General features: G+C 49.8%; 22 protein-coding genes. 9 read left to right on the top strand and 13 right to left on the bottom strand.

Translation table 11 applies throughout. The annotated features are described in order from the left end of the window. The first annotated feature begins 102 nt into the window (after positions 1-102). Positions 103-591, top strand: a complete 489-nt coding sequence (gene yhhY / locus A1WG_RS11645) for an N-acetyltransferase (protein WP_001517259.1) — start codon at positions 103-105, stop codon at positions 589-591. 60 nt (positions 592-651) lie between these two features. On the opposite strand, the gene ggt is transcribed toward yhhY, so the two are convergent. Next, complete coding sequence (gene ggt, locus A1WG_RS11650) at positions 652-2,397, bottom strand: gamma-glutamyltransferase (protein ID WP_001517260.1); 1,746 nt, start codon at positions 2,395-2,397, stop codon at positions 652-654. Positions 2,398-2,518: 121 nt separating this feature from the next. Here ggt and A1WG_RS11655 point away from each other — a divergent pair, with 121 nt between their 5' ends. After that, complete coding sequence (locus A1WG_RS11655; protein WP_000826135.1) at positions 2,519-2,959, top strand: DUF2756 family protein; 441 nt, start codon at positions 2,519-2,521, stop codon at positions 2,957-2,959. Here A1WG_RS11655 and ugpQ read toward each other — a convergent pair. The 10 genes from ugpQ to livK all read right to left on the bottom strand — a co-directional run bounded on the left by ugpQ (position 2,946) and on the right by livK (position 13,145). Beyond that, positions 2,946-3,689, bottom strand: coding sequence for a glycerophosphodiester phosphodiesterase (gene ugpQ / locus A1WG_RS11660; protein ID WP_001517261.1), 744 nt, complete (start codon positions 3,687-3,689; stop codon positions 2,946-2,948). The genes A1WG_RS11655 and ugpQ overlap by 14 nt on opposite strands. Next, positions 3,686-4,756 carry a sn-glycerol 3-phosphate ABC transporter ATP binding protein UgpC gene (ugpC, locus tag A1WG_RS11665; protein ID WP_000907767.1) on the bottom strand — a complete coding sequence of 357 codons (1,071 nt, stop codon included), beginning with the start codon at positions 4,754-4,756 and terminating at the stop codon, positions 3,686-3,688. Before ugpC ends, ugpQ begins: the two co-directional genes overlap by 4 nt. Position 4,757: 1 nt before the next feature. Then, positions 4,758-5,603 (bottom strand): sn-glycerol-3-phosphate ABC transporter permease UgpE, encoded by an 846-nt coding sequence (gene ugpE / locus A1WG_RS11670; RefSeq protein WP_000572182.1) that lies wholly within the window; start codon positions 5,601-5,603, stop codon positions 4,758-4,760. Continuing rightward, positions 5,600-6,487 carry a sn-glycerol-3-phosphate ABC transporter permease UgpA gene (gene ugpA, locus A1WG_RS11675; protein ID WP_000099289.1) on the bottom strand — a complete coding sequence of 296 codons (888 nt, stop codon included), beginning with the start codon at positions 6,485-6,487 and terminating at the stop codon, positions 5,600-5,602. Before ugpA ends, ugpE begins: the two co-directional genes overlap by 4 nt. A gap of 97 nt (positions 6,488-6,584) precedes the next feature. Beyond that, positions 6,585-7,901 (bottom strand): sn-glycerol-3-phosphate ABC transporter substrate-binding protein UgpB, encoded by a 1,317-nt coding sequence (gene ugpB / locus A1WG_RS11680; protein ID WP_000803211.1) that lies wholly within the window; start codon positions 7,899-7,901, stop codon positions 6,585-6,587. 407 nt (positions 7,902-8,308) lie between these two features. Then, entirely contained in the window at positions 8,309-9,022 is a 714-nt protein-coding gene (gene livF / locus A1WG_RS11685; protein WP_000416891.1) for a high-affinity branched-chain amino acid ABC transporter ATP-binding protein LivF, read from the bottom strand. A gap of 1 nt (position 9,023) precedes the next feature. Further along, the gene (gene livG / locus A1WG_RS11690; protein ID WP_000082101.1) at positions 9,024-9,791 is read right to left on the bottom strand and encodes a high-affinity branched-chain amino acid ABC transporter ATP-binding protein LivG; all 768 of its coding nucleotides are present in this window, start codon (positions 9,789-9,791) and stop codon (positions 9,024-9,026) included. Then, entirely contained in the window at positions 9,788-11,065 is a 1,278-nt protein-coding gene (gene livM, locus A1WG_RS11695; RefSeq protein WP_000803810.1) for a branched chain amino acid ABC transporter permease LivM, read from the bottom strand. Before livM ends, livG begins: the two co-directional genes overlap by 4 nt. Next, positions 11,062-11,988, bottom strand: a complete 927-nt coding sequence (gene livH / locus A1WG_RS11700; protein WP_001295106.1) for a high-affinity branched-chain amino acid ABC transporter permease LivH — start codon at positions 11,986-11,988, stop codon at positions 11,062-11,064. The genes livM and livH overlap by 4 nt, the downstream gene beginning before the upstream one ends. Before the next feature lie 47 nt (positions 11,989-12,035). Continuing rightward, positions 12,036-13,145, bottom strand: coding sequence for a high-affinity branched-chain amino acid ABC transporter substrate-binding protein LivK (livK, locus tag A1WG_RS11705; RefSeq protein ID WP_001517262.1), 1,110 nt, complete (start codon positions 13,143-13,145; stop codon positions 12,036-12,038). A gap of 422 nt (positions 13,146-13,567) precedes the next feature. On the opposite strand from livK, the gene panM reads away from it, so the two are divergent. After that, positions 13,568-13,951, top strand: coding sequence for an aspartate 1-decarboxylase autocleavage activator PanM (gene panM, locus A1WG_RS11710; RefSeq protein WP_000778773.1), 384 nt, complete (start codon positions 13,568-13,570; stop codon positions 13,949-13,951). Positions 13,952-14,138: 187 nt separating this feature from the next. Here panM and livJ read toward each other — a convergent pair whose 3' ends face one another. Next, a complete protein-coding gene (gene livJ, locus A1WG_RS11715; protein WP_001517264.1) occupies positions 14,139-15,242 on the bottom strand; it encodes a branched chain amino acid ABC transporter substrate-binding protein LivJ in 1,104 nt (367 codons plus the stop codon). 543 nt (positions 15,243-15,785) lie between these two features. Here livJ and A1WG_RS11720 point away from each other — a divergent pair. From A1WG_RS11720 to dapA, 6 genes are read left to right on the top strand one after another with little or no spacing between them, the layout of a single operon-like run. Beyond that, positions 15,786-16,187 carry a PTS sugar transporter subunit IIA gene (locus A1WG_RS11720; protein ID WP_001517266.1) on the top strand — a complete coding sequence of 134 codons (402 nt, stop codon included), beginning with the start codon at positions 15,786-15,788 and terminating at the stop codon, positions 16,185-16,187. A gap of 6 nt (positions 16,188-16,193) precedes the next feature. Beyond that, entirely contained in the window at positions 16,194-16,679 is a 486-nt protein-coding gene (locus A1WG_RS11725; protein ID WP_001517267.1) for a PTS sugar transporter subunit IIB, read from the top strand. Positions 16,680-16,695: 16 nt separating this feature from the next. Further along, entirely contained in the window at positions 16,696-17,442 is a 747-nt protein-coding gene (locus A1WG_RS11730) for a PTS mannose/fructose/sorbose/N-acetylgalactosamine transporter subunit IIC (protein ID WP_000021881.1), read from the top strand. Then, entirely contained in the window at positions 17,435-18,289 is an 855-nt protein-coding gene (locus A1WG_RS11735) for a PTS system mannose/fructose/sorbose family transporter subunit IID (protein ID WP_000370586.1), read from the top strand. The genes A1WG_RS11730 and A1WG_RS11735 overlap by 8 nt, the downstream gene beginning before the upstream one ends. 1 nt (position 18,290) lies before the next feature. Next, positions 18,291-19,211, top strand: a complete 921-nt coding sequence (locus tag A1WG_RS11740; protein WP_001517268.1) for a phosphoglycerate dehydrogenase — start codon at positions 18,291-18,293, stop codon at positions 19,209-19,211. After that, positions 19,211-20,095: a 4-hydroxy-tetrahydrodipicolinate synthase gene (dapA, locus tag A1WG_RS11745; protein WP_001517269.1), complete on the top strand. Its 885-nt coding sequence runs from the start codon at positions 19,211-19,213 to the stop codon at positions 20,093-20,095. The genes A1WG_RS11740 and dapA overlap by 1 nt, the downstream gene beginning before the upstream one ends. Positions 20,096-20,196: 101 nt before the next feature. Here the strand turns inward: dapA and rpoH are convergent, their stop codons facing one another. Next, on the bottom strand, positions 20,197-21,051 hold the full coding sequence (gene rpoH, locus A1WG_RS11750) for an RNA polymerase sigma factor RpoH (RefSeq protein WP_000130220.1): 855 nt from the start codon (positions 21,049-21,051) through the stop codon (positions 20,197-20,199). Positions 21,052-21,163: the final 112 nt, after the last annotated feature.

Below are 21,163 nucleotides of genomic sequence, written 5' to 3'. Positions count from 1 at the left end.
TCATTCGCACTTGTCCAACACTTTTTGCAAAAAAATGCATTTGACTCGCTTTTGAAAGTCAATGATGTTGAAAGGGACATTTACACCAAAGAGGACAGAGGAATGAATGAGATAGTGATACGCCACGCTGAAACGCGCGATTACGAGGCTATTCGGCAGATTCACGCCCAGCCGGAGGTGTATTACAACACGCTACAGGTGCCTCATCCTTCCGCTCATATGTGGCAGGAGCGACTCGCCGGGCATCCCGGCATCAAGCAACTCGTCGCCTGTATTGATGGAGACGTCGTAGGTCATCTTACCATTGACGTACAGCAACGCCCGCGTCGCAGTCATGTTGCCGATTTTGGTATCTGCGTCGACTCCCGCTGGAAGAATCGCGGCGTCGCCAGTGCCCTGATGCAAGAGATGATTGAAATGTGCGACAACTGGTTGCGGGTAGATCGCATTGAGCTAACGGTGTTTGTCGACAACGCCCCGGCAATTAAGGTCTATAAAAAATACGGCTTTGAGATTGAAGGAACTGGCAAGAAGTACGCATTGCGAAACGGTGAATATGTTGATGTGTATTATATGGCGCGGGTGAAATAGAAAATTTGCAATCTAAGTTTGTCATTTAAGCCCTCACCTACCGGGAGAGGGCTTAACATATTAATACCCCGCCGTTAAATCATCTACCGAACGTGGATCAGATGCGCCGTACAACTCACCGTCCGAAGCAACCATAATGCTTTGCGTGCTGCCCATCGCTTCTTTCAGCGCCACTTTCTGGCCTTTTGCTTCCAGTAGCTTGAGCGTATCCGGGCTAAATCCTTTCTCCACTCGCAACTCGTCCGGCAACCACTGATGGTGGAAACGCGGCGCATTAGTCGCTTCAGCGACGTTCATTCCATAATCGATACTGTTCACTACCATTTGCAGCACGGTGGTGATAATTCGGCTACCGCCAGGGCTGCCAGTGACCAGCCAGGTTTTGCCATCTTTCACCACAATGGTTGGTGACATCGATGACAGCGGGCGCTTGTTCGGCCCTACAGCATTGGCATCACCGCCTACCAGCCCGTACACGTTCGGTACGCCCGGTTTGGCCGAGAAATCATCCATTTGGTTATTAAGCAAAATACCGCTCTCGCCCGCGACAATACCCGTACCGAAGGTGGTATTCAGCGTATAGGTCACCGCCACCGCGTTACCGTCTTTATCCACCACTGAATAATGGGTGGTTTGATTACTCTCATAAGGCGCAAGCTTGCCGGGGCGAATTTCGCTGGACGGCTTCGCTTTATTGATATCAATTTGATCGGCAATAGATTTGGCATAGGCCTTATTCGTCAGCGCCTGCCACGGTACTTTGACAAAATCCGGATCGCCAAGGTATTCCGAGCGATCGGCATAGGCATGTTTCTCGGCTTCGGCCATGATTTGCATCGCATCAGCGCTACCAAAGCCATATTTCTTCATATCGAAGTTTTCCAGAATATTGAGGATCTGCACGATATGAATCCCACCAGAAGATGGTGGTGGCATGGAGTAAACCTGATACCCGCGATAATCGCCGCTAATCGGTGTGCGTTCGACCGCTTTATACGCGGCCAAATCCTCTTTGGTAATCAAACCACCGTTTTTCTGCATCTCCTGGGCAATCTGCTCAGCTATTGTGCCTTTGTAAAACGCGTCCGGGCCATTTTCGGCAATCATCTCCAGGCTCTTTGCCAGGTTCGCCTGCACCAACTTGTCGCCCTTTTTCAGCGGCTCCCCCTCTTTCCAGAAGATAGCCTTGCTGTTTTCGTGATTCGGCAGCACTTCGCTACCATAGGTTTTGAGATCGTCAGCCAACGCATCGTTAACGATAAAACCATCACGCGCCAGTTTAAACGCGGGCTGAACCACTTTGTTCAGCGGCATGGTGCCGTATTTATCCAGCGCCAGCGAGAAACCTGCTACCGTGCCCGGCGTGCCGGAGGCCAGATGCGAAGTGAGTGATTTTTTACTGTCCGGGTTGCCCTGGTCATCGAGGAACATATCGCGGGTCGCTTTGGCAGGTGCCATTTCGCGGAAGTCGATAGCGGTGGTGTTGCCATTTTTAGTGCGGATCAGCATAAAACCGCCGCCTCCCAGATTCCCCGCCTGCGGATGCGTTACCGCCAGCGCATATCCCACCGCCACGGCAGCATCCACGGCATTCCCACCCTCCTTGAGGATATCTACTCCCACCTGAGTGGCAGTGGCATCGACAGAAGCCACCATTCCCTGCTTCGCGCGCACCGGATGGAAGACATCCTCCTCCACGCCATACGAGACGGGCGGCGGCGCAGGTGGCGCGGCTGCCGCACTAAAACAACATCCTGAAAGTAAAGTAGCAATCGCCGCCCGGCGTAAAAACGTCGGTTTTATCATCGTTATTCTCCAGTTGTATGAGGGGCCTTCCCCACTTAAGCCTGGTGTATAACTCTGAAATAATCATCGTTTTGCCGGGAAACGAGTAAACTTAAAGGATATCTTCAGAGGAGGATACGCGATGAAACGACTTCTGCTTTTGACGGCACTCCTGCCGTTTGTCGGCTTTGCACAGCCCATTAATACTCTGAATAATCCTAACCAGCCGGGATATCAAATCCCCAGCCAGCAACGGATGCAAACCCAGATGCAGACTCAGCAAATCCAACAAAAAGGGATGCTGAATCAGCAACTGAAAACTCAGACGCAATTACAACAGCAGCATTTAGAAAATCAGATTAACAGCAACTCGCAGCGGGTATTGCAGTCACAGCCGGGGGAGCTAAATCCCGCCCGGCAGCAAATGCTGCCCAACAACAACGGCGGGATGTTAAACGGCAACCGTAATCCGGATAGTTCGTTGAATCAGCAGCATATGCTGCAAGAGAGGAGAAACGGCGACATGCTGAATCCACCCAGCACATCGCAGCCTGACCTTCCGTTGAAAACTATTGGGCCGTAAAATTTGGCCCGATCACGTCAATCGCATCAGTACAGATGCAATCCACGCCCCAGCGCAGCAACTCTGCCGCTCGCTGGGGTCTGTTGACGGTATAAACCAGAATCCGCAACCCAGCGTCTTTCAACTGCATCACTCGCGCTTTATCGAGCAACTTATGATTGAGATGAATAGAAACGCAGCCCAGCCGAGTAGTCAGTTCGCGCCAGTCGTCGCGCCACTCATCAAGCAACAAACCGCGCGGCAGTTCCGGTGCTGCCAATTGTGCGGCTTCTAAAGCATCAATCTCAAACGATGACAGCAGCGGCGGGGTCATCTCCGCCCAAAGTTCGCGTGCCGCCAGTGCCACCATTTTGCCCGTCGACGACCCGGTGCCGGTGGTGGGTTTGATTTCGATATTCGCCATCATCCCGTGTTCGCGACAGCGTTCCGCCACCTGCGAAAGCAACGGCAGCGGCTCACCTTTAAACGCTTTGCTGTACCAACTGCCTGCATCCACGCGCAGTAAATCCTGCCAGTTCAGTTCGCCCGCGACGCCCCAGCCGTTGCTGGTACGTTCGAGGTTGTCATCATGGAGCAAGAAGATCTCACCATCTTTCGATAACTTCGCGTCAAATTCGATCATCTTATGACCGTATTTTGCCCCCACGTCGATTGCCGCCAGGGTGTTTTCCGGGGCAAGTTTACCGCCGCCACGGTGGGCGACGATGCGGGGATAAGGCCAGTTACTCATACTCGTTGTCCTGTTTCACCATCAAAAAGATGTAGCTGATTTTCCGGCAAATGCAGCCACAACATGCTGCCTGCCGTCGGGCGTTCCTGATGCGCCAGTCGTACCACCAGCTTCTGATCGCCCCAGCGTCCGTGCGCCAGATTATCAGCGCCGAGGATCTCCAGCGTGTCCATCACCAGCGGCACGCCGCCTTCTGCCTGCGAGCTTAACGCAATATGTTCCGGGCGGATACCGAGGGTCATTTTACGCCCGGCATACTGCCGATAATAACCGTTCAACGGTAGTACGATGCCGCCGTCCAGCTCGAAGTGCGTACCTTCGTTATTCACGCGACCTGTCAGCAGGTTCATCGCCGGACTGCCGATAAAACTCGCCACAAACAGGCTGGCGGGTTTTTCGTACACTTCAACCGGCGTGCCAATCTGTTCGGCAACGCCGCCGTTCATTACCATCACTCGCTGGGCGAGGGTCATCGCTTCAACCTGATCGTGGGTGACGTAGAGTGATGTCGTTTTCAGACGACGGTGTAACTGTTGCAACTCAAGACGCATCTGTACGCGCAGCTTGGCATCGAGGTTAGAGAGCGGCTCATCAAACAAGAACACCGCCGGATCGCGCACAATCGCGCGCCCCATCGCCACACGCTGACGCTGACCGCCAGAAAGCTCGCGTGGACGGCGCTTAAGCAAACCGTCAAGTTCGAGAATGCGTGCTGCTTCTTTGACACGTTCAGCAATTTGCTGCTTGCCCATACCGCGAATTTTCAGCCCCCACGCCATATTCTCCTCTACGCTCATATGCGGATAAAGCGCGTAGTTCTGGAACACCATCGCAATCCCGCGATCTTTCGGCTCCATTTCGGTTACGCGCTGCTCGTTGATCCAGATATCGCCCTCAGTCACCTGCTCCAGCCCGGCAACCATGCGCAGTAGCGTGGATTTTCCGCAGCCAGACGGCCCAACCATCACAATAAATTCACCGTCTGCCACATCAAGCGTCAGCGGTTTAATGACCTGGGTTTTGCCATCCCAGCTTTTGGTTACTGCCTGTAATTTCAGTCCTGCCATCTTATTTCTCACTATCGACCAGGCCGCGCACAAAGGCACGCTGCATCACTAAAACAATCAATACTGGTGGGATCAGGGTTAACAACATCGCAGCCATCACCGAGTTCCATTCTGTCGTGCCTTCGCCAGTGGCGATCATCCCTTTAATCCCCGCCACGGTGGTGCCGAGATCAACATCGGTAATAATCAGCAGCGGCCACAGATACTGGTTCCAGCCGTAGATAAAGGTGATCACAAACAGCGCCGCCAGATTGGTTTTTGACAGCGGAAAGACAATGTCGCAAAAGAAGCGCATCGGTGACGCACCGTCGATACGAGCCGCTTCCACCAGCTCATCCGGCAGCGTCATAAAGAACTGCCGGAACAGGAACGTAGCGGTCGCTGAGGCCATCAGCGGCAGCGTTAAACCTGCGTAGCTGTCGAGCATCTTCAGATTGGCGATCACTTCTACCGTCGGGAAAATACGCACTTCAACCGGCAGCATCAGAGTAATAAAAATCATCCAGAAGAAGAGGTTACGCAGCGGAAAACGAAACCAGACGATGGCGAATGCCGAGAGCATCGAAACGGTAATTTTGCCCAGCGTAATGCTGAACGCCATCACGAAACTGTTAAGCAACATCCGCCAGAATGGCGCGCTATTCGTGCCTACTCCGTTTACCCAAATGTTATGGATATTCTCCAGCAGATGCGTGCCGGGGATCAGCGTCATCGGCGCGGCGTAGACTTCCTGTTTATCCAGCGTCGCTGCGACAAACGCCACGTACAGCGGGAAGAGGATCACCGCAATCCCAAGGATCAGCATGGTATGGCTGAATATCGTCAGCCACGGACGGTTCTCAATCATTGGTAACGCACCTTGCTTTCAACATAGCGGAACTGCACCACCGTCAACACGATGACGAGGAACATCAACACCACCGACTGCGCGGCAGACGAAGCCAGATCCAGTCCGGTAAAGCCTTCGCGGTAGATCTTATAAATCAGCGTGGTAGTGGCCTGTACTGGCCCACCGGACGTAGCGGCATCAATCACCGGGAAGGTGTCGAAGAAGGCGTACACCAGATTAACCACCAGCAGAAAGAAACTCACCGGAGCGATAAGCGGTAACGCGATCTTAAAGAAGCGGCGAATCGGGCCTGCGCCGTCAATGGCCGCCGCTTCGATCAGTGAACGGGGAATGGATTGCAGCGCGGCATAGAAGAACAGAAAGTTGTAGCTGATTTGCTTCCACACCGAGGCGAACACCACCAGAAACATCGCCTGGCCGCTGTTTTGCGCGTGGTTCCAGTCATAGCCGAACTCAGCAAGAAAATGAGTGATCAGCCCGCGACCGGGGTTAAACAGGAAGATCCACAATACGGCGGCAACGGCGGGAGCCACGGCATATGGCAACAACATTAAAGTTTGATAGAAACGGCTGCCGCGCACGATGTACTCCACCAGCGCCGCAAAGAACAGCGACACCAGCAAACCGCTGACGGTGACAAAGGTGCTAAATTTTATCGTCGTCCAGAAGGAGTCGAGATAGTAACTGTCATGGAACAGCGTGACGAAGTTATCCAGCCCGACAAACTGGCTGGAGAAACCAAACGGATCGACGCTTTGTAGCGAGTACCACAACGCTTCGCCCGCAGGCCAGATAAAAAAGATAACGGTGATGATGAGCTGCGGCGCGACCAGCAAATAAGGCAGCCAGCGCGAGCGGAACACCGGACGGGATGATGACATTACGGTTAATTCCTGAACTGTGCCGGATGCGCTTCGCTTATCCGGCCTACACGCGATGCCAGGTCAGATAAGCGAAACGCATCCGACATTACACTGATTAAGACTTCGTCGATTTCTCAAAGCGGCGCAGCAACTGATTCCCACGCTCAACGGCGGTATCCAGCGCCTGCTGTGGCGTCTTCTTACCGGTCCACACGCTCTCCAGCTCTTCATCCACAATTACGCGGATCTGCGGCATATTGCCCAGACGCAGTCCTTTGGTATACGGCAACGGCGGCTTGTTCAGCATCTGACGCGTCGCAGTATCCGCTCCTGGGTTTTTCTCGTAAAAGCCCTGCTCACGGGTCAGGTCATAAGCCGCTTTAGTGATCGGCAGATAACCGGTTTTCTGATGCCACTCAGCAGCGTTTTCTGGCTTCGCGAGGAAGTCGAGGAACTTCGCCACACCGGTGTAAGTATCCTTATCTTTGCCCTGCATCACCCACAGGCTGGCTCCGCCGATAATGGCGTTTTGTGGCGCATCTTTCGCATCGGCGTCGTAAGGCATCATGCCTACGCCATAGTTGAATTTGGCATACTCTCGAATGTTGGCAAGCGAACCGGAAGAGGCGGTCGTCATCGCGCAATCACCGTTATAGAACTTCTCGGTGGATTCATCCTTACGCCCGACGTAGCTAAAATCGCCCTTCTTGTTCATCTCTTCCAGCATGGCGATATGTTTCACCTGCTCCGGCTTGTTGAACTCCAGCACCGCATCTGTGCCGTCAAACCCGTTGTTTTTGCTGGCAAATGGCAGGCCATTCCAGGCGCTAAAGTTTTCCAGTTGGATCCAGCCCTGCCAGCCGCTGGCGTAGCCGCACTTCATACCGGAGGCTTTCAGTTTTGCGGCATAGTCAGCCAAATCCTGCCAGGTTTTCGGCGGCTGCTCCGGGTCTAACCCTGCTTTTTTGAAAGCATCTTTGTTGTAATAGAGAACGGGAGTCGAGCTGTTGAACGGTTGGGAGAGTAAATGTCCGGTTTTGCTGTCGGAGTAGTAGCCTGAAACCGTCGGCACAAACTGCGACTCATCGAAGTTAATCCCCGCATCTTTAAATACTTCATACACCGGTTTAATCGCTTTCGACGCCATCATGGTGGCGGTGCCAACTTCATAAACCTGCAAAATAGCCGGTGCGTTACCGGTACGAAATGCTGCGATACCCGCGCTTAAATTCTGTTCGTAGTTGCCTTTGTAGGTCGGTACAATTTTGTAATCCGGGTTTTCGGCGTTAAAACGTTGAGCCAGAGAATCCACCTCTTTACCCAGTTCCCCTTCCATCGAATGCCAGAACGGAATAGTCGTCACGGCCTGTGCATTCCCCATTAACGCCAATCCGAGCGCCAGTGCTGAAGCTGTATAATGTAACGGTTTCATTGATTATCTCTCTTGTTGTACCGGATGCGCGAATTCACGCGTTTTATGCTCGCGGGGTAACATGACATGCTCGAATTACAGAAAAATAACTCTTTTGTTACATTTTTAAGATAGTAAGGTGTCAGAAAGATGACAAGGCGGTGACGGTACGGGTGAGGGAAAATGGGAGATGGGGCACGGATAAGCGGGAAAATAGAAGGTCTGAGTCAAACTCTACAGATTGTAGATAATGTGCTCATCGTTTCATGCCGGATGCGGCGTGAACGCCTTATACGGCCTACAAGATCGTGCAAATTCAATATATTGCAACTCACCCAGTAGGCCTGATAAGCGCAGCGCATCAGGCAATTTTACATTTGTCACCTGTCTCAAAGGAGTCTTTTGACTCCTTATCAATCAACGCGTTATTACCCGCCTAAATACGCGCTTCTCACCGCTTCGTTCGCCAGTAGTGCGTCGCCGGTATCGGAGAGCACCACATGACCGTTTTCCAGCACGTAGCCGCGATCTGCCAGCTTCAGCGCCTGATTGGCATTCTGTTCGACGAGGAAGATGGTCATTCCCTGCTCGCGCAACTGCTCGATGGTGTCGAAGATTTGTTGGATGATAATCGGTGCCAGTCCGAGCGATGGCTCATCAAGCAGCAGCAAACGCGGATTGCTCATCAGTGCACGACCAATCGCCAGCATCTGCTGTTCACCGCCGGACATGGTGCCCGCCCGCTGAATACGGCGCTCATGCAGACGCGGGAACAGCTCATAGACCCACTTTATGCGCTCCTGAAACTGATCTCTTTCGGCAAAGAAACCGCCCATTGCCAGGTTCTCTTCCACCGTCATCCGCGAGAAGACACGACGCCCTTCCGGGACAATCGCCACTGCTTCACGCATGATTTTCGCCGTCTGCCAGTCGGTAATGTCTTTATCATCAAACACAATTCGTCCGCTGGTGGCGCGCGGGTCGCCGCATAACGTACCGAGCAAGGTGGTTTTCCCTGCGCCGTTCGCACCAATCAAGGTAACAATCTCTCCCTGATTAATATGCAGGCTCACCTCATGCAGCGCCTGGATTTTGCCGTAGTGGGCGCTGACTTTGTCAAAGGACAACATGACTTTTTCCATCTTATGCCTCACCTAAATAGGCACGGATCACGTCCGGGTTATTACGGATCTGCTCCGGCGTACCATTTGCCAGTGGCGTCCCCTGATTAACCACGTAGATTCTGTCTGAAATCCCCATCACCAGCTTCATATCGTGCTCAATCAACAAGATAGTGGTGTTGTGATGATTACGCAGCTCGGCAATCAGCTCATCCAGTTCTTTGGTCTCTTTCGGGTTAAGACCTGCCGCCGGTTCGTCGAGCATTAAAATCTCCGGCTGCGTCACCATGCAGCGGGCAATCTCCAGACGACGCTGGTCGCCATAGGCCAGGTTGCTCGCCTGGCGGTTGGCGTGTTCCAGCAAACCAATGCGCTCAAGCCAGGTTGCGGCGCGGTCGAGCGCTTCACTCTGGGCGCGACGGAAAGAAGGCGTTTTCAACAGGCCGGAAAACAGCCCGGTTTTTAGTTGCTGATGCTGCGCCACCAGCAGGTTTTCAATCACTGTCATTTCACGGAACAGACGCACATGCTGGAAGGTGCGCACCACGCCCATGCGGGCAATTTGCTGGCCGGGCAAACCTTCCAGATGCTGATCGCGCAGTAAAATGGTGCCGCCGGTGGGTTTGTAGAATCCGGTCAGGCAATTGAAGACCGTGGTTTTTCCGGCACCGTTAGGGCCGATTAACGAGACGATTTCCTGCGGGTACAGCTCGAGATTGACGTTGTTCACCGCCAACAGGCCGCCGAAGCGCATCATCAGGCCGTTAACAGATAATAATGGCTGACTCATGCCTGCTCTCCTTTCGCTTCGCCGTTCTTCAGCTTCAGTTGCGGGCGTGTCATGGGCAGCAAGCCCTGTGGACGCCAGATCATCATCAGCACCATCAGGCCACCGAGCATCAACATGCTGTATTCGTTGAAATCACGCATCAACTCGCGCGACACCACCAGCAGAACTGCCGCCAGAATCACCGCAAACTGTGACCCCATGCCACCGAGCACCACAATTGCCAGCACAAATGCCGATTCGGCAAAGGTGAAGGATTCCGGGCTGACAAAGCCCTGGCGCGCAGCAAACAGCGTTCCGGCGAAACCCGCAAACGCGGCGCTGATGGTAAAGGCTGTCAGCTTGATACGGCGCGGGCTTAAACCCAGCGAACGACAGGCGATTTCATCTTCACGCAACGCTTCCCATGCGCGACCCAGCGGCATCCGCAGCAGGCGATTAATGACGAATAAGGAAAACACCACCAGCAACAAGGCCACCAGGTAGAGAAAGATGACGCGATCGGACGGATCGTATTTCAGGCCAAAGAAATTACTGAAGGTATCCCAGCCGCCTTCACGGGCAGTACGACTGAACTCGAGGCCAAAAAAGGTCGGTTTAGGGATCTGGCTGATGCCGTTCGGACCGCCGGTAACTTCAGTATTATTGAGCAGCAAAATACGCACAATTTCACCGAAGCCGAGAGTAACGATCGCCAGATAATCACCGCGCAGACGCAACACCGGGAAACCGAGCAGGAAGCCCGCCGCCGCTGCCATCAGACCGGCAATCGGCAGACAGGTCCAGAAGCCAAGACCATAATAGTGATTGAGCAGCGCAAAGGTGTAAGCACCAATGGCGTAAAATCCGCCATAACCGAGCACCAGCAGGCCGGAAAGCCCTACCACCACGTTCAACCCGAGGCCGAGGATAATATAGATCATGGTCAGAGTGGCGATATCCACCGTCCCTCGCGACACCATAAACGGCCACGCCACCGCAATCACCAGCAGCGCCACGAGGAACAGCTTCTGTTTCACCGTGGAACCATCAATCGCTGGCAGGATGAACTTCGGCCCAGAAACGCTTTTCAACCCTTTCTGGAAAGCAGGTCGCACAAGCTGAAAGAAAAAGACCACCGCCGTGCCGATAAACACCCATTCCCAACGGACATCCGAAGCCGTGTCGACCACCAGTTTGGTGCCGTCCAGCTCCAGTTGCACGCCCATAAAGACGCCCGCCAGGACAAAGAACATGGCGGCAGAGAGCAGCGCCATTGCAATATGCATCGGTTTCATACTTTCTCTACCTCCGGACGCCCCAGAATACCGGTCGGCATCACCAGCAACACCAGAATCAGCAAGGCGAATGAAACCACATCTTTATATTCCGTACTCAGATAGGCAGAAGAGAGCGCCTCCGCAATCCCCAGGATCAGCCCGCCAATCATCGCCCCCGGAATGCTACCAATCCCGCCGAGTACCGCAGCAGTAAAGGCTTTCATCCCGGCCATAAAGCCAATATAGGGGTTAATCACGCCGTAGAACTGACCGAGCAGAACGCCTGCCACCGCCGCCATCGCTGCGCCAATCACAAAGGTCAGCGCAATCACCCGGTCGGTGTTAATGCCAAGCAGACTCGCCATTTTCAGATCTTCCGCGCAGGCACGACACGCGCGTCCCATACGGGAATAGCGAATGAAAATCGTCAGCGCCAGCATGGCGAGGAAGGTGACAATCCAGATCACCGCCTGCATGGTGGTAATAGACGCAGAGAAGTTTTCGCTATGACCCACTATCCACTGACCGTTAAACAGGCTGGGCAGCGCCACGTCGCGCGAACCTTCGGTCAGGCTGACGTAGTTTTGCAGGAAGATAGACATGCCAATCGCGGAAATAAGGGCAATCAGACGTTTAGAGTTACGCACCGGGCGATACGCTACCCGTTCGATACTCCAGCCGTAAGCGCTGGCAATGACTATTGCACCGACGAATCCCGCCGCCACCAGCAGCCAGCCGGTATCAATGCCCATCATCATCAGCGCAGCGATGATCATAAACGAGACGTAGCTGCCGATCATATAAACCTCGCCGTGGGCGAAGTTGATCATGCCGATAATGCCGTAAACCATGGTGTAGCCGATGGCAATCAGCGCGTAAGTACTGCCCAGCGTGACGCCGTTAAACATCTGCTGCAAGAAATACAAAAACTGCTCAGACATAAGGTAACCTTTCTAAACCTGCCCGCTTTTCACGGGCAGTGGGATGATTACTTGGCTGCCGTGGAAGAACCGTCGGCGTGCCACTGGAAGACACCAAAATCAAATCCCTTCAGATCGCCTTTTTCATCCCAGTTCAGCGGCCCAATCACGGTATTAGCACCGTTAGCTTTTAAATCTTTCACCAACGCCAGCGGTTCATCGCTGCCGGTACGCTCAAGGGCAGTCGCCAGAGATTGCACCGCTGCGTAGGTGATCCAGACATAGGGACCGGTTGGATCTTTCTTGTCGGCTTTCAGCGCATCAACAATGCCCTGGTTTGCCGGGTCCTGGTCATAGCGTTTTGGCATGGTGACCAACATACCTTCGGCAGCATCACCGGCAATGTTCGACAGCGACGCGTTACCGACACCTTCCGGCCCCATAAACTGGGTTTTCAGGCCGACGGAACGAGCCTGGCGCAGCATCTGCCCCATTTCCGGGTAGTAACCGCCGTAGTAAACGAAGTCGATGTTTTCTTTTTTCAGGCGGGCAACCAGCGCGGAGAAATCTTTCTCGCCAGCAGTAATGCCGTCGAAGAAGACGATATTGGCATTAGCCGCTTTCAACGCGTCCTGCACCGAACGCGCCAGCCCTTCGCCATACTGTTGTTTGTCGTGAATAATGGCGATGCGCTCGGGTTTCACCGTCTCAACAATGTATTTCGCGGCAGTCGGCCCCTGGGAGGAGTCCAGCCCGGCAGTGCGCATGATGTGTTGATAACCGCGTTGAGTCAGTTCCGGGTTGGTCGCCCCCGGCGAGATCATCAGAATACCTTCGTCTTCATAGATGTCCGACGCCGGCTGGGTAGAGGAGGAACAGAGATGACCAATAACGTATTTAATGCCGTCGTTAACGATTTTGTTGGCGACCGCAACGGCTTGTTTCGGATCGCAGGCGTCGTCATATTCCACGCCAACCAGCTTATCGCCTTTAATTCCTCCTTTCGCGTTAATGTCTTTGATTGCCTGGCGAGCACCGTTAAATTCCATATCGCCCCACTGGGCAACCGGGCCAGACATCGCGCCGACAACGGCAACTTTAATATCGTCGGCCAACGCGGTGTGTGATATTGCCAGTGCAATCATCCCTGCGATGATAGTTTTCGCATTCCGTTTCATTATTCAAAATCCCCACTCGTAATGTTGTGTTGCTTTGTTTTTATGTATTAAAAAATCTGGCTGTTCTTTTTTTATACTGCGCTGTTTTGCCTGTCTGATTAAGGGTTTAGCGCAGTATTTTGTGATAATAGCGATTAAAATCCCTATTTTTCAGTCGATTAAGAACAGATAATATTCTGAATTTATTGATAGATAAACAGAAAAAAGCGCCGTTGTCAGCATAAAATAACGACACAAAGGGCGGAATAATTCACTACCATTCAGGGGATTATGCTGGACAATTTTCATTCTCTAATGTTTTTAATTTGTAATTATTGCTGAAAAAAAATTAATCACCTGCCAAAAGAAATAAAAAAGAGAAAGCCTCCGATTAAATTATTTCGCTACACTGGTTCCACTTTTGTGATTTGTACGGGTTACCTATGAAGCTGACCATCATTCGATTAGAAAATTTTAGCGACCAGGACCGGATTGACCTGCAAAAGATCTGGCCGGAGTATTCCCCTGCGTCTTTACAGGTTGACGATAACCACCGTATCTACGCCGCGCGTTTTAACGAGCGCCTGCTTGCTGCCGTGCGAGTAACCTTAAGCGGCACTCAGGGGGCACTGGATTCCCTACGCGTGCGGGAAGTCACCCGCCGACGCGGTGTGGGGCAATATCTGCTGGAAGAGGTGTTACGTAACAATCCTGGCGTTTCATGCTGGTGGATGGCGGATGCCGGTGTGGAAGATCGCAGCGTGATGGCGGCGTTTATGCAGGCGTTGGGATTTAAGGAACAACCGGGCGGCTGGGAAAAGCATTAATATTCAGGTGTGATGACAAACGAGGGATTGCCTGATGCGCTACGCTTATCAGGCCTACACTGTGTATTTCAATTTACTGATTTCTGTAGATCTTGTAGGCCGGATAAGGCGTTTACGCCGCATCCGGCATGAAGCAATGAACTTGATATCAGCAATTTGACGGCAACCCTGGGTTGCCGATTAATGATTACTTCGCATCGGTCGCCGTGCCATTAGCGTGCCAGTCAAACACGCCGAACTCGAAGCCTTTCAGATCGCCTTTCTCATCCCAGGTCAGCGGCCCCATCACCGTATCAACCGGGTTCGCTTTCAGGTATTTGGCGATCTCAGCCGGATCGTCGGACTGGTTCAGACCCGCCTGTAAAGATTGCAGTGCCGCGTAGGTGGTCCACACGAATGCGCCGCTTGGATCCTGTTTTTTCGCTTTGATCGCGTCAACAATTGGTTTGTTCGCCGGAACCTGATCGTAGTTCTTCGGCTTGGTCACCAGCAGACCTTCCGCTGACTCGCCCGCGATATTAGACAGCGAGACGTTAGCCACACCTTCCGGCCCCATAAACTGGGTTTTCAACCCCGCCGCACGTGCCTGACGCAGGATCTGCCCCATTTCCGGGTGGTAACCGCCGTAGTAAACGAAGTCGATATTCTCTTTCTTCAGACGCGCCACCAGGGTTGAGAAGTCTTTTTCTCCGGCGGTGATGCCGTCAAAGAACACCACGTTAGCGTTACCTTTCTTCAGGCCGTCCTGCACCGCACGCGCCAGACCTTCACCGTACTGCTGTTTGTCATGAACGATAGCAATACGCTGCGGTTTCACTTTCTCAAGAATATATTTCGCCGCTGTTGGTCCCTGGTCAGAGTCCAGGCCAGTGGTGCGCATAATCAACTTATAGCCACGCGCGGTCAGTTCTGGCGCGGTTGCCGCTGGGGTGATCATTAAAATACCTTCATCTTCATAGATGTCAGACGCTGGCTGCGTTGATGAAGAACAGAGGTGGCCAATCACATATTTTATGCCGTCGTTAACAACTTTGTTCGCCACCGCTACCGCCTGTTTCGGGTCACAGGCATCGTCATATTTTACGATTTGCAGTTTGTTGCCTTTAACGCCGCCTTTGCCGTTAATATCCGCAACTGCCTGCTCTGCGCCAGTAAATTCCTGGTCACCATACTGGGCTACCGGGCCAGACATCGCTCCGACAACCGCGACTTTGATATCTTCCGCCAGAGCCATATTGCTGAATGCCAGCGCGATACATCCTGCCAGTAACGCTTTACCCTTTATATTCATCCTGAGAATCCCCATTCTTCTGGTTATTACGTGTATTGTGATGTTGTTGTACAGCACTTTATTTCGTTTTGTGTATGACTACCCGTGCCTTAGCAGCATACTCTGCTAAAACATACCCGATTTTTATGATTTTGGAACGAGAAATTTAGACGAAACACCACAAATTCATAACAAAAATTACCATCATTGAGAACCATATCTTCGCTTAGATATTTATAAATACATGAAATGTATATTAATATATTATTTGCTATATTTATGGCATATCTTAAATAAGATATTCAGTTCAAGAATAAATAAAACATTAATCATCATTTAAAACAATAAAATATAACCCACCCTTCCTCTTATTTATTACAAAAAGTTTATTAGCAATTTTAGCCAACGCTACCATCTGTGATCCTGTTAACATTTTAATTTATTAGAATTAATATAAAATCTTAGACCAAGGATTCATCCTTAATATGATAAGAAACATAACATTCGAATTATGAATATTTATTTCTTATCAGCCGCGCCATAACTATAAAAGGAACTTATCATTTGAATCAGTTCGATATTATAATTCTGACACACGGTGAAGCTGGTAATTATTTATTATCCAGCAGCGAAATGATTGTAGGTAAAACAAAAAATTCCACGTCGCTTTCTCTGCAGCCTGGAATGTCATCTGAAACACTTATGCTACAAGTAAAAGCGGTACTCAGGCCTGGTATTGATACGCTCATATTCACAGATATCTATGGCGGAACGCCATCAAATATTGCCCTCCTTCTTTCTAAAGATTTTCCCATTCGCTGTATCAGCGGTGTCAATTTGGCTATGTTAATCGAAGCCAACATGTTACAGGATTCTGACGAAATACTTACCTTTGAAGAATATGTTCAACATGTACATGATGCGGGTAAAGAAATGGTTCAAACTTATTACTTTAATAAAGGATGATAAACTATGAGTATAGTACATGCCCGTATTGATTACCGTTTAATTCATGGACAAGTTATAACAAAATGGTTAAAAAGAAGTGATGCTGATAAAATAATTGTCATTGATGACCCTTTATCACGCGATCCTTTTCTTGCCGAAGTCTATAAGATGGCAGCGCCAAGTGGCGTCGAAGTAATAATGACATCTATTGAAGATGTATTACAGCGCTGGAATAGCAATAACTTCTATGAAGGAAAGCTATTAATACTTTTCAAATCGATCGATTCTGCATTACAAACCATACAAGGTGGTTTAATACTAGAGGAATTACAGGTCGGCGGCGTTGAAAACACTCCAGGAAGGAAAATAGTTTTCAATCAAATATCACTCAATCATGAAGATGCCGACAAACTTCAAATCATCGAAGATAAGAATATAAAAGTTTATTTCCAAACTATTCCTGAAGAAGATCCTGCCAGCCTACAAAAAATCAAAAATAAGTTACCTTAATTAAGGAGAGGAACTTATGTCTATTTTTACCGCAGCAATTATTGCCCTGGTATATTGGATATCCCAGGCAAAAGTATGGTACGGTTTTTCTATTATGCGTATGCCATTATCGATAGCGCCTATTATGGGACTAATCTTTAATGATATGCCAACCGCTTTATCTGTTGGGGCCACCTTACAGATGATCTATATCGGGAGTATTGCCCCGGGAGGAAACCCTCCTGCCGATGAAGGTTTAGCCTCGTGTATCGCAATCCCAATTGCACTTACCGCAGGTATTAAACCAGAAATTGCTATCTCTTTAGCTATTCCTCTGGGATTGCTGGGCGTGGTTCTGGAAAACGTGCGCAAAACACTGAACACTACGTTTGTCCACATGGCTGACCGCTATGCAGAAAAAGGGGATATCAAAGGCATACAACGCGCAGCCACAATATATCCTCTCCTGTTAGCCTTTCCGATGCGTTTTGTACCGGTATTCATCGCCTGTTTGTACGGCCCGGATGCCATTGCCTCTTTTGTAAACCTGCTTCCCGCCTGGTCGACGAATGGACTAGCGATTGCCGGTAATATTCTGCCTGCACTCGGTTTCGCAATAACCATCATTGTCATCGGTAAAAAACAATATATCCCTCTGTTCATTATCGGCTTTTTCCTCGTGACCTATTCAGGTTTGAATACTATTGGCATCTCTATTTTTGGACTCTGTGCTGTCCTCTTATATATGCAGTCACAAAATGCAAAAGGAACGCAAAATGGATAATACAATTGAGTCAGGATACTCAGCATCCTCACCAATTACGCAAAGAGATGTTCAGATTGTTTGGCTAAAATGGCACGCGTTCTCTGAAACATCTTTGAATTTCGAACGCTTGCAAGCGCTGGCATTTTGTAACGCAATGACAGGGGTATTAGCGAAATTATATCCCGATGAAAAAGATCTCGCTAAAGCCCTACAACGCCATTTAACCATGTTCAACACTCAGGCGAACTGGGGATCGGTTATCGCTGGTATTAGTATTGCGCTGGAGGAAAAAGCAGCTCAGGAACCAGAAGAACAACGTGAAGCAACAACGCAGCTCGTTACGGGTTTAAAAACGGGTCTTATGGGGCCTGTATCAGGTATTGGTGACACGTTAGACTTTGGTACATTGCGCCCCATTGTTATTGGTGTCTGTATCCCGTTTGTTATTCAGGGATACGTTATTGCCGCACTTCTCCCCCTGATTTACCAGGTTGTTTACATGTTTTTCGCCAGTCGATTTGCACTCAATATCGGCTATAAAAAAGGGAAAGAATCAATCCTGGAAATCCTGCATTCTGGTAGCATTCATCGAATCATTGAAGGCGCAGGAATGTTCGGGTTGTTGATGATGGGGGCGCTTTCAGCAACATATGTAAAAATTAAGACGCCATTGCACATTACAACCGGTGGCGGTAATACCATCGTCTTGCAGGATATGCTGGATAAAATTGTACCTAACATGTTGCCGCTTATTGCCGTGTTGGGTATTTATTTTTACATACAAAAGTGTGGCCCACATTTCTTACGCATTCTGGTAACTATTCTGTTTTTAAGCCTGGCGTTTTCTTTCTTTGGAGTTTTATAAAATGAAAAAGATAACTATCACGCCAAGACCTTTTGTTGATAAAGGCAAAGTCTATATTGAAAAACTACAATCTGCAGGTTATGACATTGAATGTAATACCAGTGGAGGTCGATATAGCAAGGAAGAACTCATCGAGAAAATTAAATATGCAGATGCCATTATTACCGGCAACGATCCTTTAGACAGAGAAGTGATTGATCAGGCCAAAAACTTGAAGGTTATATCGAAATATGGTGTAGGGTTAGACAATATAGATGTCGATTACGCGAATAGAAAAGGCATCGTAGTGCACAAAGCTCTCAATGCCAATTCTATTTCCGTTGCAGAGATGGCCATCCTGATGATGCTCTCCAGTTGCCGAAAATATGTCGAAACCGAGAATCAAGCCAGAAATGGTCAGGATGTCAGGCTTGTCGGTCATGAGCTATATCAAAAAACGCTGGGATTAATTGGGCTTGGTGCAATTGGTCAGCATGTTGCCCATATTGCTCATTCTCTTGGAATGATTATCACCGCCTATGATCCCTATCTCGATAAAAATAAAGTTCCATCCTATATAGAGCTTAAATCACTGGATGATATTTATCATCATAGCGACATCCTTTCTCTACATTTGCCGTTACTGAATAATACTCGTAATCTGATCAACGAGACGGTATTCGATAAAATAAAACCCTCGGCCATTTTAATTAACACAGCAAGGGGGGGATTGGTTGATGAAGAATCTTTATATAGCGCACTTATTAATCAGAAAATAGCCTTTGCCAGCGAAGATATTGAGTTGAAGGAACGTTCAGCAAAAATTAAAGAACTAAAAAATTATTCTATTACACCTCATGCTGCTTCATTCACCAATGAGGCCGAGTATAACACCATGCAAATTTCTATTAAAAATGTCCTACAGGAACTGGAGAAAGAATAATGAAAGAGCTTAAAGGGATTATTACCGCAATGGTAACGCCTTTCGATGAAATGGAAAAAATGGACATTTCAGCAGCAAAAAAAATGGCACGTTGGTTAGTCGATAAAGGCGTACACGGCTTGTTTATTTGCGGAACGAACGGTGAGTTTCATTTGCTCTCCGATGACGAAAAAGTTGAACTAACAAAAGCCGTAGTTGAAGAGGTTGGCAATGAAGTGACTATTTGTGCAGGCGCAGGTTGCTGTAGCACAAAACAAACTATTGAATTAACAAGACGCTTAGTAGATGCAGGTGCCGATTACATTTCCGTTGTGACACCATACTACCTGGTACCTAACCAGGAAGATTTATACCGCCACTATTATGATATTGCCTTAAGCACAACAGCCCCCATTATTCTTTATAACTTACCGGGTCAGACAGGGTTGAGTATTGAATATGAAACGGCAAACCGTTTAGCCGATATTGAAAATATCGTAGCGATAAAAGATAGCAGTGGTAAATTTGAAGTTCAGAAACAATATCTGGAAATATCTAAACATAAAAACTTTAAGGTGTTAAATGGCTCAGACTCCTTAATGCTGGATGCATTTAAAGAAGGTTCTGTGGCTGCTGTTGCTGCAACGTCGAATGTTCTGCCTACTATTGAAGTCGATTTATATAACTACTTCATGGCCGGTGAACTGGATAAAGCACAGGAAGAGCGCAACAAGATGGATTCGCTACGCATGACCATTAAAAAAATGACTGCGCCTGCGGTAATGAAGGAAGCACTAAACCTGATGGGCGTGAAAGCCGGTATTACCCGTAGACCAATTCATATGCCAAACGACGCGATCGTCGAAGACATCAAGGAAATGCTAAAAGGCTATAAATTCCTGTAAATGATAAATGCCGGATGCACCTTATCCGGCAAGACAGCAGAAACAAAAACCCCCGGACTCGCTTCCAGGGGTTATCAGGTACAGCTCAACGCGTTGTGCAGTTACGCTTCAATAGCAGCGCGAAGTTTTTTCATCGCGTTCTTTTCAAGCTGACGCACACGCTCGGCGGAAACGCCGTAACGGTCAGCCAGTTCCTGCAACGTAGATTTGTTGTCTTCGTCAAGCCAGCGCGCGCGGATGATGTCCTGGCTACGTTCGTCCAGACCTTGCATCGCGTCGGTCAGACGGTTTGCCGCCTGCTCTTCCCAGTTATCATCTTCAATGCCGTCGGCAAAGTTAGATGATTTATCCTGCAGATAGAGCACCGGAGCCATCGGTTGGCTATCGGAATCGTCGTCGGAAGACATATCGAATGTCATGTCTTGTGCCGCCATACGCGATTCCATCTCACGCACGTCTTTGCTGGTAACGCCCAGTTCGCGAGCCACCATTTCGACTTCATCCTGATTAAACCAACCCAGACGCTGCTTGGTTTTACGCAGGTTAAAGAACAGTTTGCGCTGTGCTTTGGTCGTCGCAACTTTAACGATACGCCAGTTACGCAGAACGTATTCGTGGATCTCTGCTTTGATCCAGTGGACGGCGAAGGAGACCAGGCGCACACCCACTTCCGGGTTGAAACGGCGCACTGCTTTCATCAGGCCGATGTTACCTTCCTGAATCAAATCCGCCTGTGGCAGGCCATAGCCCGCATAATTACGAGCAATATGAACAACAAACCGCAGGTGAGACAGGATCAGCGTTTTAGCTGCTTCCAGATCGCCATGGTAATGCAGCTTTTCAGCCAGCGCCCGCTCCTCGTCAGCCGACAACATCGGCCACGCGTTAGCTGCCCGGATGTAGGAATCCAGGTTGCCAACAGGGGCTAAAGCTAAACTTTGCATTTTGTCAGTCATTCAAATCCTCTCAATCGATATCTTCTGGCGCCTCAGTGGTAGCAACAACTGTGCCAGAGCTTAAGAGCAACGAGATTATCATTCACAGTTTTATCAGACCGTGATTTTATCC

The organism is Escherichia sp. KTE96 (assembly GCF_000408525.1).
Lineage (GTDB): Bacteria > Pseudomonadota > Gammaproteobacteria > Enterobacterales > Enterobacteriaceae > Escherichia > Escherichia marmotae.
This window is presented reverse-complemented; position numbering and strand designations above follow the sequence as displayed.